This is a genomic window from Mangrovimonas sp. CR14 (assembly GCF_011764015.1).
GTDB lineage: Bacteria > Bacteroidota > Bacteroidia > Flavobacteriales > Flavobacteriaceae > Mangrovimonas > Mangrovimonas futianensis.
The window spans coordinates 47,062-59,959 of sequence record NZ_JAAFZY010000009.1; the positions used below are offsets into that span (position 1 = coordinate 47,062).

Sequence of the window (12,898 nt, forward strand, 5' to 3'; positions counted from 1 at the left end):
TTGCTTTTAATATAACTCATCATGTTTGATTAAGGCTTTTTTTATGCCTAAATTTGAGATATAATATGTCTATTATGTCTTACACACCTTCCGAAACAAGATACCAAAACATGACCTACAGACGCTGTGGGAAAAGTGGTTTGCTATTACCCGAGATTTCTTTGGGTCTTTGGCACAACTTTGGGCATGTCGATGATCTATCCAATGCCAAAAGAATTTTGCATACGGCCTTTGATTACGGTATCACTCACTTTGATTTAGCCAATAATTATGGTCCGCCTCCGGGTTCGGCAGAAGCGAATTTTGGTAAGATACTTAAGCAAAGCTTTCAGGGGTATAGGGATGAAATGGTGATTTCTACCAAGGCAGGATACTATATGTGGCCCGGACCTTATGGCGATTGGGGTTCCAAAAAATATTTGGTTGCTAGTTTGGATCAAAGTTTAAAACGGATGGGATTGGATTATGTGGATATTTTTTACAGCCATCGCCCAGATCCCAATACGCCTTTAGAAGAAACCATGGCCGCGTTAGATTTAATTGTAAGACAAGGTAAGGCTCTATATGTGGGGATTTCTTCTTACAGTGCCGAAGATACCAAAAAGGCAGTTGCTATATTGAAAGACCTGGGAACTCCTTGTTTGATTCATCAACCTAGATATAATATGATGGATCGCTGGGTAGAGAATGGTTTGATGGACGTTTTGGAAGATGAAGGTATCGGATGTATTCCATTTTCGCCTTTAGAACAAGGGATATTGACTTCCAAATATCTTAAAGGCATCCCAGAGGATTCCCGAGCTGCAAAAACCACTGGGTTTTTACAAAAGGATCAAGTGACTCATGAAAAAATAGCTCAGGCCATGGAATTAAACAAAGTGGCTGAAGAACGAAATCAATCCCTGGCCCAAATGGCCGTGGCTTGGTTGCTCAAAGATAAACGAGTGACTTCCGTATTGGTTGGGGTGAGTAGTGAAAAGCAACTGTTGGATAATTTGGGAGCTCTCGACAATAAAGATTTTTCAAAACAAGAACTGGAGATTATTGAGAACATCTTGACAACAGATTTATAACGACAATCTTCATTTAATCGGTTCAATTCGAAGATAGTTTGTATTATTGTTATACAGATGAAATCACTTTTTCTTAATCGAATATACTTCACAACTCTAGTCGTCATTTTAACTATGATGGTTCAGGGGGTATGCCAAGAATTGCCGCCTATTGAAGTATATACCCCAAAGGATTATGGGGCAGAAAATCAAAATTGGTCAATTTCTCAATCCGATAATCAGTATATATATGTAGGAAATAACAAAGGGTTGCTGGAGTTCAATGGAGCTCAATGGAATCTTTATCCCTCACCCAATGAAACCATTATAAGATCGGTTTATGCCTTGGATGATATGATTTTTACGGGTTGTTACATGGAATTCGGGGTGTGGCGTAGAAATGACGTGGGAAGGTTGAAATATGATTCATTATCGGCACAACTTAACAAGGCGTTGATTGATGATGAGCAATTCTGGAAGATTTTTTCCATAGATGAGTATGTCCTATTTCAATCCTTGAACCGCATCTATATTTATAGTTTAAAGGATGAAACTTTTAATATCATCGATTCTGAAATTGGTATCACCAAAATGTACGAGGTAGACGGTAAGGTCTATTTTCAAAGCATAGGTGAGGGGCTTTTTCAGATTGATAATGGGAGAGCAATTTTGGTTTCCAATCATTTGATATTGAGGGATGCAAATATTATTAATGTTTACAATAAAGGAGGTAACTTACTTGTGCAAACCATGGAAAGTGGTTTTTATGTCTTAGAAGGTTCAGTAATTGAAAAGTGGCAAATTCCTGCAAATGAATTGTTGTCAAAAGTAGGGGTGTATTGCAGTATTCAACTTCATGATGGAAGTTTTGCTTTGGGGACTATTTCAAAGGGCCTAATTCATCTAACTACAGATGGAGAAGCTAATTATGAAATAAATCAAGCAAAGGGGTTGAGTAATAATACGGTTTTGGCCTTATTTGAAGATCAAGAGAATAATATTTGGTTGGGTCTGGATAACGGAATCAATTCTGTAAATATTACCTCTCCTTATAGGATTTACACAGATGATAAGGGTACACTAGGTACAGTATATGCTTCAATCATCTATCAAGGAAACCTCTATATAGGAACAAATCAAGGCTTATTTTATAAACCCTTTCTTTCCAAAGAATCCTTTAAATTTATTGAGGGAACCAAAGGACAGGTTTGGTGTTTAAAGGAAATAAACAACCAATTGTTTTGCGGACACAATCTCGGGACTTTTATAGTCAGTGGTAGTCAGGTTACAGAAATTTCCTCGATTGATGGAACTTGGGATATCAAGCCTATTCCTAAAACAAATTTATTGCTGCAAGGGAATTATAATGGATTGAATGTTTTGGAAAACCTTGGGGGTGAATGGAGATTCAGAAATAGGATAGAGGGATTTCAAAATTCTTCGAAGTATTTTGAACTTTTGGATGAACATAATGTGTTTGTAAGTCATGAATACAAAGGTGTGTATAGAATTGAAGTGAATAACGATTATAGAAAAGCACTTCAAGTTGAAAAGGATTCAATCAATAAGGGATTAAATTCTAGTATTGTTAAATACCAAGATAAAATACTATATGCATACAGGCAGGGTGTTTTTTCATATGATAAACAATCAAATGTTTTTAAAAGAGATAGCGTTTTAAGTCAACTATTTCCTAATAATAAATACACTTCGGGTAAGTTGGTGGTTACTGATGATCAAATGTTATGGGGGTTCTCAAAGAAGAATTTAAGCTTTGTCGCTAAAGGTAAACTAACTAATGATTTGGAGGTTTACCATATTTCATTTCCCAGTGAGCTACGAAAGGGAATGACCGGATATGAAAGTATTTCAAGTCTTGGAGATTCAAAGTATTTGTTTGGTTCATCTACAGGTTATACGATTATTGATCTTAACAACATTGTAGAAAAGGAATATGAAATTACTATCAATACTATCAAAAATTACAAGTTAAATGAATCACCAAAATTGATTGGTTCTCATGATAATGCAGAATTTGAAACTAAGTCCAATAATTTTGAATTCACCTTCAGTATCCCTGAGTTTGATAAATTTCAAGAGCCTGAGTATCAATATCGTTTAGAGGGCTTTAATAATGAGTGGAGCGCTTGGTCAAATTCACCATCAGAATTGTTTGAAAATTTACCATTTGGAACCTATACATTTAAGGTGCGGGGAAGAGTGGGAGATAGTTTGACTACAAATACTTCAGAATATTCCTTTGTAATTAATCGTCCTTGGTACTTGTCCACAATTGCCATTATATTATATGTTATAGGCTTTATTATGTTGGCGTTACTTACTCATTTTATCTATAATAGATACTATAAGAATCAACAAGCAAAACTTCTTTTGGAAACTGAGCGGGAGATGGAAATGAAGGAGATGGCTAGTAAGCAACAGTTCATGAAGCTTAAAAATGAAAAACTGGAGCAGGATGTTGATAACAAGAATAGGGAATTGGCTATTTCTACAATGAGTTTGATTAAGAAAAACGAATTCTTACACACCATTAAAAATGAACTCAAAAAATCTAAGGAGGATAAGAATGTGAAATCAGTCATTCGAATCATTGATCGCAATTTGAATAATACAGATGACTGGACCTTCTTTGAAGAAGCCTTTAACAATGCTGATAAGGACTTTTTAAGGAAAATGAAAGCCAAACATCCTGCTTTGACACCCAATGATTTGAAATTATGTGCCTATTTAAGGCTGAATTTGTCTTCAAAAGAGATTGCCCCATTATTGAATATTTCTCCTAAAAGCGTGGAAGTTAAACGCTATCGTTTGCGAAAAAAGATGGATTTACCGCATGATGCTAGCTTAACAAATTACATTCTTGAAATTTAAGACCTTAACAGTTTTAAAAAACACCCATACATTACCACTACATTAACATATTTTAAGCCAACTAAAACGTTTTAGGTTAATTTTTTTAACTTTTCTCAAACCGCAGTTTTAAAGGGTTTGTATTGTTATATTCTTAAAAAAAACACTAAAATATACATTGTATGTTTTTTGTTGTGTATGTTTTTGAATAATTCGCAATGTATTGTTCTAATTTTAAACAACTAATAAAAGTTCAGACTAATTATGAATTCAAAAATTTTAACATTTACATTATTCTTATTAATGTCGATGTTGTCTGTCGCACAGGAAGTCAACATCACAGGTACAGTATTGGATGCAGATTCCGATATGCCTTTACCTGGTGTTAATGTCATTATTAAAAACACCACAAAAGGGGTGGCTACAGATTTTGATGGAAATTTTTCATTGGAAGGTGTACCGCTAAGTTCTACTCTGGTATTTTCTTATGTAGGTTTTGTCACTAAAGAAGTCCAGGTCATTAATTCAAATCCAATAACGGTTCAGCTTATGCCTGATAGCCAATCATTGGATGAGGTTGTTATTGTTGGATATGGGCAACAAAAGGTAACTAATGTTTCTGGTTCCATTTCAACAGTTAAGAGTGAAGCTTTGGAGCAACTCAAACCTGTAAGGGTTGAAGAGGCTCTGCAAAGTCAAGCTACAGGGGTTAATATTGTTTCAACAGGTTCGCCTGGTGCAGCTCCTGCTATTGCGATTCGTGGAATTGTTTCCAATGCTGGAAGTAGTCCATTAGTAGTGATCGATGGTATTCAACAATCCATAGCTGATTTGAATGCCTTAAATCCATCAGATGTTGAATCCATGAACGTTTTGAAAGACGCAGCCACAGCTGCAATTTATGGAGTTAAAGGTGGTAACGGGGTTATTTTAGTGACAACCAAATCAGGAAACAAGAGTGGGAAAACTACTTTTAATTTTGATTCAAGTTATGGAATTCAAGAGGTTACTCGCACTATTGATGTTCTTAATGCCAGTGAATATGCCGCTATTTTAAATGAAGCTAGTTCCAATGCAGGACAAGGTCTTGTTTTTGATAATATAGGCAACTTAGGTGTTGGAACTAATTGGCAGGATGAGGTGCTTAAAGATGCGCCAATTCAAAGTCATAATGTAAGTGCAGCAGGTGGTTCAGATAATATGACCTATTTTATCTCTGGAGGATATCTAGGGCAAGATGGTGTCGTTGGTGGTGGTGATAAGTCTTATTTCGATAGAATTACCTTGGCTGAAAGATTAAACATTGACCTATCTGATAAGTTTAAAGTGTTGGTCAACAATAATTATGCTAATATTAAAGGTAAAGCCTTGGCAGAAAATAGTATTACAAGTGTGCTTTCCAATGCCTTGAACTTTGATCCTACGTTACCAGTTTATGATGAAAATGGTAATTATAGTATTAGTGATAACATTACTCAGGAAATCGTTAATCCTTTAGCATTAATTGATAACACCTATAATAATAACAATACCAACAAATGGTTTGGTAAGCTGGAGCTTCAATATGAGCCTATTGAGGATTTGAGAATTTCTTCAAGATTCAGTTATACTTATGTAGATGTGTACAATAAAAGTTTCTCTCCATTAGTATTTTATGGTGTAGGTCATACCGCTACAAACGCCAATCCAGATCTTTCACCAATAGTGACAGTCGATCCTGAAACAGGAGAAGAGACTTCTACTCATAACAGGGTAAATGAGTCTAAAACAACTTATTTTACTTATACCTATGAACTATTTGGTAACTACGATTTCAGTATAAATGAAGCTCATAACTTCCAGACTGTAGCGGGGATGTCCCTTCAAAGATATAAGGGAGAAGGCTTAAGTGGATCAGCACAAGATATTCCATTTAACTCTTGGGAATATGCAGATATAGCATCAGCAACTGGAGATTTAGCATCTCAACAAACGGGATCTTGGTCTGATGTGAAAAGGAACATTTCCTATTTTGGAAGAGTTAATTACGACTATAAAGACAGATATTTATTGTCATTTACAGGAAGAGTAGATGGTTCAACTGTTTTTGGAACAGATAATAAATATGGTTTCTTCCCTTCAGGTTCTTTAGGTTGGGTGCTTTCTAATGAAGAATTTTTTGATGTTAATGGCATTGATTTTCTAAAACTAAGAGGAAGTTATGGTAATGTTGGTAATGACAATATCTCTAACCAATTTTCAAGTATTTCAACCTTTCCTAAATATACTTTCGATGGCAATATAATTGCGGGTTCTACACTAGGAACCATACCAGATGAAACGGTGTCATGGGAAAGCCAAATTCAAATGAATGCTGGTCTAGACATCAGATTGCTTGATAATTCCTTATCTTTTACAGGAGACTATTATCAAAAAACAACTGAGGATTTATTGTTCGCTCCAGTATTACCTCCTTCAGCAGGAACAGTAACTTCACCTCCTACAAATATTGGTACTTCAAAAACAAACGGTTTTGATTTATCATTAACTTATAATAAAACAGTTTCTGAGGATTTTTCTATCAATACAAGTTTAAATGTAACTACGGTTAATACCGAGGTAACTGAGGTAAATAATGATAGTAAAAGACAAGATGGTGCTGGATACGGAATTCCTTTTACCGTTATCAATCGCTTTGAAGAAGGTTACTCTCCATGGTATTTCTATGGGTACAAAACCGATGGTATTTTCCAAAGTCAATCAGAGATTGATGGTCACGCTACACAAAACGGAGCGCAACCAGGAGATATCAGATTTGTGGATGTTAATGGAGACGGTGTTATAGATGATTTGGACAGAACCGAAATTGGGAATCCATTTCCAGATTTCACCTTGGGATGGAACTTAAGTATCAACTACAAGAGTTTTGATTTCAACGTTTCCACATTTGCTTCAGTTGGTAATGATATTTACAGAGCTTATGAGAGAAATTCGGCGTTCACCAACCGTTCAGCTAGAACTTTAGATAGATGGACAGGTCCAGGAACTAGTAACTCAGAACCTAGAGTCACTTTTGTGGACAACAATAACAATACCCGAGCTTCAGATAGATATATTGAGGACGGAAGTTATTTCAGGTTCAAGAACATACAATTGGGCTATACCTTGCCAAAATCACTTTATGATGCAACAGGTTTAAACAATGTTAGAATTTATGCTCAAGTTAAAAATGCCTTCACTTTTACCAAGTATTCTGGTTATGACCCAGAAGTTACAGCTGGAAGTTTTGTAGATACTGGTATTGATAGAGGTGCATATCCAATTCCAAGAATTTGGATGATGGGTATCAATGTTAAATTTTAAAAAAAATGAGATCTATGAAATATTTTAAACACACTTTAATGATTTGCGGTATGCTGCTGACTTTTCAGGCCTGTTCAGATTATGTAGACCTTGAAGCTTCAGAAGTGTATCAGATTGATGCAGATTCTTACTTCCAATCCGAAGCCAATTATCAGGCAGCACTTATAGGAAGTTATGATCCATTACAATGGTTGTACTTAAATACCTTGATAGGAGATATTGCGTCTGACAATTCTTTTTGTGGGGGCGAAAGCGCCACAGACGTTATAGGGTTGCAACAAATTGACGATATGACCCACTACCCTCAAAATGATAATTTAACCTCTATCTGGAGATGGTGTTTTGAAGGCGTGAATAGGGTTAATTATATGGAAGAAAACAAAAACAAAATTGATTTTGATGGCAAAGCAGCACTTTATGGTGAAGCCTATTTTTTAAGATCATATTATTATTTTGAATTAGTCAAATTCTTTGGTGGCGTTCCATTGATCACAGACAGACGTTTAGATGCCTCTGATACTGGAACGCTTCAAAGAGCTTCAAAAGAGGAAGTTTATGCTCAGATTGAAGCCGATTTGCTAAATGCTATTGACGTGTTGCCTGCATCTCAAAACCAAGCAGGACGCGTAACCAAGTCTGCGGCTCAAGCTTTGCTAGGAAAAGTTTACTTATATCAAGATAAATTTTCTGAAGCTGCGTCCATGTTACAAAATGTAATTGGTCTTTACAGTTTGGTGCCCGATTATGGCAGTCAATTCTTGAAGTCTGGTGAGAATGGTCCAGAATCTGTATTTGAAATTCAATATTCTAATGAATCTGAATGGTGGGATTGGGGTTGCCCAACCTGTGGTGAGGGTAATTTTGGAATTATCCATAATGGGCCAAGAGCTTATTCAGGTCCTGAATTTGCAACAGGGTGGAGCTTTAATTTGCCAACTCCTAATCTTTATAATTCTTTTGATGAAGCCGATTCCCGTCGAGATGCTTCCATCTTGGATATTGAGGCATGGGCAGCTGAAACTGGTGCAAGTTATGCTGAAGGTTATGAACATACAGGATATTATAATAGAAAATATATCCCAAGAGCCGGAGAAAGTGGAGCTCAGACTGAATTAAATTATTTGAATAATTACAGAGCTATTAGATATGCCGATGTGTTACTAATGGCTGCTGAAGCTAATGCTCGTGGTGGAATCAATGAGGATTTGGCAAGAAATTACTTGAACCAAGTACGCCAACGTGCTTTTGGAAACAGTGACCATAATATCAGCACTTCAGGGCAAGCCTTAGTTCAAGCTATTTGGAATGAGAGAAATTTAGAACTTTCCATGGAAGGTCATAGATTCTTTGATTTGGTAAGAACTGGTCAAGCGGCTTCAGTTATTGATGGATTTGTGACAGGCAAACATGAATTATTCCCAGTTCCTCAGTTAGAAGTGGATATATCTGGATTAAACCAAAACCCTCAATACTAAAACAAATGATAATGAAACAATTAAAATATATATTCCAACTGTTTTTGATAGCTACTTTGGCACTTACTTGTGCTGAAGACGATGACAATGCCGATTTTGTCCAAACTGCAAAAGCACCTTCAAATGTGGAGATTACATTTGATGTTACCCAAGACAATAGTGGAATGGTAACTATTATTCCGACGGCGGAAGGAGCGGTTTCTTTTGATGTAGTTTTTGGAGATGCTTCAGAAAATGAGGAGCTTCCCAATGGCGAGTTTGCAGAACATATTTACGAAGAAGGAACTTATAATGTGAGTGTCATTGCCAAAGGAATTACCGGATTAACCACAGAAGCTAGTCAGCAATTGGTGGTTTCCTTTACAGCACCACAAAATTTAGAAGTAACCATAGAAAATGACCAAGCAGTTTCAAAACAAGTTAATGTAACTGCTACAGCAGAGTATGCTATTACTTATGATGTGTACTTTGGAGAGGCAGGAAATGATGATCCTGTATCTGGAGACATTGGAGAGACGGTTTCTTATACCTACCAAGAGCCAGGTATTTATACCATAACTGTGGTAGCCATGGGTGCAGCTATTGAGACTACAACTTATACCGAAGAGTTTGAAGTGACTGAAATCCTTCAGCCAATAAATCCTGCTCCTACCCAACCTGCAAGGTACGAGTCAGATTATATTTCAATTTTTGCCGGCGCTTATAACGATGTGCCTGGAACGGATTATAATCCAGACTGGGGGCAATCTGGTCAGGGAAGTAGTTATGCTATGTTCAATTTGAATGGCGATGAGATGCTTCAGTATATCAACTTAAGTTATCAGGGTGTTCAATTTGGGGAAACTGTTGATGCTTCAGCCATGGAATATCTGCACCTAGATGTATGGACGGCAGATGTGGATCAAATCCAAGTGTTCCCTATCAGTTTGGCGACGGGTGAGCAACAGGTAACTCAAGATTTAACCGCTGGAGAATGGAATAGTTTTGATATTCCCCTTTCAGCGTTTACCGATCAAGGTTTATCCATGGCAGATTTGCACCAATTTAAGTTTGTTGGTGAACCATGGGCAGCTGGAACGGTCTTTATTGATAATTTATATTTCTGGAAAGCACCAGCTGCTGCTTCAGGATTAGAGGGTGTATGGCAATTAGCGCCAGAGGCCGGTGCACTTATGGTAGGACCAAGCCCAGGTAGTGGTGAGTGGTGGACCAGTGATGCCCAGGTGGTAGCTGATAGAGCTTGTTATTTTGATGATTATTATGTGTTTAATATGGATGGTAGTTTCCAAAATGAACTTCAAGGCGAAACTTGGCTTGAAACTTGGCAAGGTGTAGCAGCAGAACAATGCGGCGTGCCTGTTGCGCCTCATGACGGATCAGCAAATGCCACATTTATTTATGATGAGGGCGCTGGTACTTTAACCGTGAATGGCACCGGGGCTTATATTGGGTTACCCAAGGCAAACAATGAAGGGGAGTTGCCCAATGTGGCTGTACCAAGTTCTATCACATACAACGTTACCTTAATGGATAATAACAATACCATGATTGTAAGTGTTGAAGCCGGTGCCGGAGTTTTCTGGACCTATAAATTGGTAAGATACATATCGCCAATTGTTGGAACATGGCAGTTGGCACCCGAGGCTGGATCCTTGATGGTAGGTCCTTCTCCTGGTAGTGGTGAGTGGTGGTCTATCGATGAGCAATCTGTCTCTGATAGAGCATGTTACTATGACGATTCTTATGTATTTATGTCAGATGGATCTTTCAGTAACGTTTTAGGAGATGAAACATGGTTAGAAGCTTGGCAAGGTGTTGAGTCTGATCAATGTGGAGCTCCTGTTGCGCCGCATGACGGATCTGGTTCAGCAAGTTTCAGTTTTGATGAAACATCAGGAAGCTTGACTTTAAGTGGTTCTGGAGCTTATCTAGGATTGCCTAAGGTGAATAATGAAGGAGAATTACCTGGTGTTGCCGTACCTAATAGTATTACTTATGAGACCACATGGATTGACAATAATACAATTACAGTATCCATTGAATCAGGATCTGGAGTGTTCTGGACTTATAAGCTTATTAAAATTTAAAAAAGGAAAAGATGAAGTATTTAAAATATATCTATAAAGTATGTCTCTTATCTGTGCTCATTGTTATTAGTGGTTGTGAAAAAGATGAGTATGAATTTGGAGAGATAGTAAACCCTTCTAATTTAACAATCTCAGCTGAGATTGTAGGGCAAGATACCGATAATCCTTATGGAGATGGAAGTGGTGAAGTGCATTTCAATGCCTCGGCAGATAATGCGATCACCTACAAGTATATTTACAACGGCTCGGAATCTATGACTCCAAATGGGACAAAGTCCTACAGTTTTGGAGTAACAGGAGTTCATACCTATACGGTTACGGTTTTAGCCATAGGTACAGCAGGTGTGACATCAAGCGCAACGATAGATGTAGAGGTATTGGCATTGTACAATCCACCAGCAGATCTTATCACAATGTTGACTGCTGATGGTACGAGAACTTGGCGAATCAAAGCGGAGACTGCAGGCCATTTTGGTGTTGGTCCAGCTGATGAGACAAGTCCTATTTGGTGGGCAGCAGCGCCTTACGATAAAGATGGTAAAGGCGCTTATGATGATACTTGGGAATTTAATGTGGATGGTACTTTTACCCATATCACAAACGGTACTGGTTATGGACAGGCGGGAGCTTTGGATGCTGATTTTGGTGTTGGTGGACAAACGCCCAATGGTGATAATGAGTATGAAAATTATCCGTTGGAAAACTATTCTGGAAACTGGACGCTTAGTGCTCCAGGAGGACAGGAAACTTTAAGTTTTTCAAATTTAGGATATCATGGATTCTATGTAGGCGGTGATCACAGTTACCAAATATTATCTCGATCTGATAATGAAATGACAATGAAAACAGTCGGTTCAGATGGTAATGGATGGTTTGTGATTTTTATCGCAGATTAAATAAGTTAGGGGGTAAGTGATTTCATTTGCCCCTTTAAAAAGTATGTAATTGAACAATGAAAAATAGTAACAAATTGATAGCACATATTCTAATTAGTTTAATGACGGTTTGGAGTATATCTTGCTCCAGTGGAGATGATCCTTCTGATAATACTAATAATGGAAATCCAACAGAGGAGCCCATTTTCCCCTCTGGATTAACGCTTCAAATAAGTAAGGTGGGATCTGATTCAGAAAATCCTAATGGGGATGGTTCAGGAACGATACAATGTGTTGCCTCTGCAGATGATGCTGTAAAATATGGCTTCCGATTCGGAAATGGAACCGAGATGGAAAGTTTGGATGGCACCATGGAATTTACCTATACCTCTCCTGGGACTAATCAATATACAGTATATGTGTATGCTTACTCTAGCACCGATCATAGTGTGAATACGTCGCAAACCATTACACTATATGTTGATGATACTTATGAGTTGGTTTGGTCAGATGAGTTTGATGTGGATGGTGCTCCAGATTCCAGTAAATGGGGGTACAATATTGGAACAGGTCAAAATGGATGGGGTAACAATGAATCTCAGTATTATACCAACCGTCCAGAGAATGCGATAGTAGAAAATGGGATGTTAAAAATCACTGCAAAACGTGAGAACTATTTGGGCTCAGAATTTACTTCAGCAAGAATGTTAACAAAAGATAAGTATGAGTTCACTTATGGCAAACTTGAAATCAGAGCCAAATTACCGTCTGGAGGAGGTACTTGGCCTGCATTATGGTTGCTAGGGGCCAATATAGATGAAGTAAGCTGGCCTGCCTGCGGTGAAACCGATATTATGGAGCATGTAGGAAATAATGAAGGTTTTGTTCAAAGTGCGATACATACACCATCAAGTTTTGGTAACACCACTAACCTTGGTGGCCAAACGATAGGGGATGTGACCAGCCAATTTCATGTTTATGAGTTGGAATGGACTCCCGAAAAAATGGTGTTTTCAGTCGATGGAAACGTGCATTATACCTATCAACCAGCAAATAAAAATGACCAGACCTGGCCGTTTGACTTAGACCAATTTATCATTATGAATGTGGCAATTGGTGGCAATCTGGGAGGTACAATAGATCCCGAATTCATGGAGGGAACTATGGAAGTAGACTATGTAAGGGTATATCAATAA

The 12,898-nt window shown here is 37.6% G+C and carries 7 protein-coding genes; all 7 read left to right on the plus strand.

The annotated features are described in order from the left end of the window. The first annotated feature begins 74 nt into the window (after positions 1–74). The 7 genes from mgrA (at position 75) to GZ212_RS15335 (ending at position 12,898) form a co-directional block, all read left to right on the plus strand. Positions 75–1,073 (plus strand): L-glyceraldehyde 3-phosphate reductase, encoded by a 999-nt coding sequence (gene mgrA / locus GZ212_RS15305; protein ID WP_166962408.1) that lies wholly within the window; start codon positions 75–77, stop codon positions 1,071–1,073. A gap of 57 nt (positions 1,074–1,130) precedes the next feature. Next, entirely contained in the window at positions 1,131–3,944 is a 2,814-nt protein-coding gene (locus tag GZ212_RS15310) for a LuxR C-terminal-related transcriptional regulator (protein ID WP_240923833.1), read from the plus strand. 243 nt (positions 3,945–4,187) lie between these two features. Next, positions 4,188–7,265 carry a TonB-dependent receptor gene (locus GZ212_RS15315; protein WP_166962164.1) on the plus strand — a complete coding sequence of 1,026 codons (3,078 nt, stop codon included), beginning with the start codon at positions 4,188–4,190 and terminating at the stop codon, positions 7,263–7,265. Positions 7,266–7,279: 14 nt separating this feature from the next. Next, the gene (locus tag GZ212_RS15320; RefSeq protein ID WP_053969868.1) at positions 7,280–8,740 is read left to right on the plus strand and encodes a RagB/SusD family nutrient uptake outer membrane protein; all 1,461 of its coding nucleotides are present in this window, start codon (positions 7,280–7,282) and stop codon (positions 8,738–8,740) included. Positions 8,741–8,751: 11 nt separating this feature from the next. Beyond that, positions 8,752–10,827, plus strand: coding sequence for a PKD domain-containing protein (locus GZ212_RS15325; RefSeq protein WP_166962166.1), 2,076 nt, complete (start codon positions 8,752–8,754; stop codon positions 10,825–10,827). 11 nt (positions 10,828–10,838) lie between these two features. Beyond that, the gene (locus tag GZ212_RS15330) at positions 10,839–11,723 is read left to right on the plus strand and encodes a glucan endo-1,3-beta-D-glucosidase (protein ID WP_166962169.1); all 885 of its coding nucleotides are present in this window, start codon (positions 10,839–10,841) and stop codon (positions 11,721–11,723) included. Positions 11,724–11,779: 56 nt separating this feature from the next. Beyond that, positions 11,780–12,898, plus strand: coding sequence for a family 16 glycosylhydrolase (locus GZ212_RS15335; RefSeq protein WP_166962172.1), 1,119 nt, complete (start codon positions 11,780–11,782; stop codon positions 12,896–12,898).

What these genes read in the sequence shown, in the direction of transcription:
- GZ212_RS15330 (WP_166962169.1), top strand. Translation starts at nt 10,839, where the DNA reads ATGAAGTATTTAAAATATATCTATAAAGTATGTCTCTTATCTGTGCTC.
- mgrA (WP_166962408.1), top strand. Translation starts at nt 75, where the DNA reads ATGTCTTACACACCTTCCGAAACAAGATACCAAAACATGACCTACAGA.
- GZ212_RS15325 (WP_166962166.1), top strand. Translation starts at nt 8,752, where the DNA reads ATGAAACAATTAAAATATATATTCCAACTGTTTTTGATAGCTACTTTG.
- GZ212_RS15335 (WP_166962172.1), top strand. Translation starts at nt 11,780, where the DNA reads ATGAAAAATAGTAACAAATTGATAGCACATATTCTAATTAGTTTAATG.
- GZ212_RS15320 (WP_053969868.1), top strand. Translation starts at nt 7,280, where the DNA reads ATGAAATATTTTAAACACACTTTAATGATTTGCGGTATGCTGCTGACT.
- GZ212_RS15310 (WP_240923833.1), top strand. Translation starts at nt 1,131, where the DNA reads ATGAAATCACTTTTTCTTAATCGAATATACTTCACAACTCTAGTCGTC.
- GZ212_RS15315 (WP_166962164.1), top strand. Translation starts at nt 4,188, where the DNA reads ATGAATTCAAAAATTTTAACATTTACATTATTCTTATTAATGTCGATG.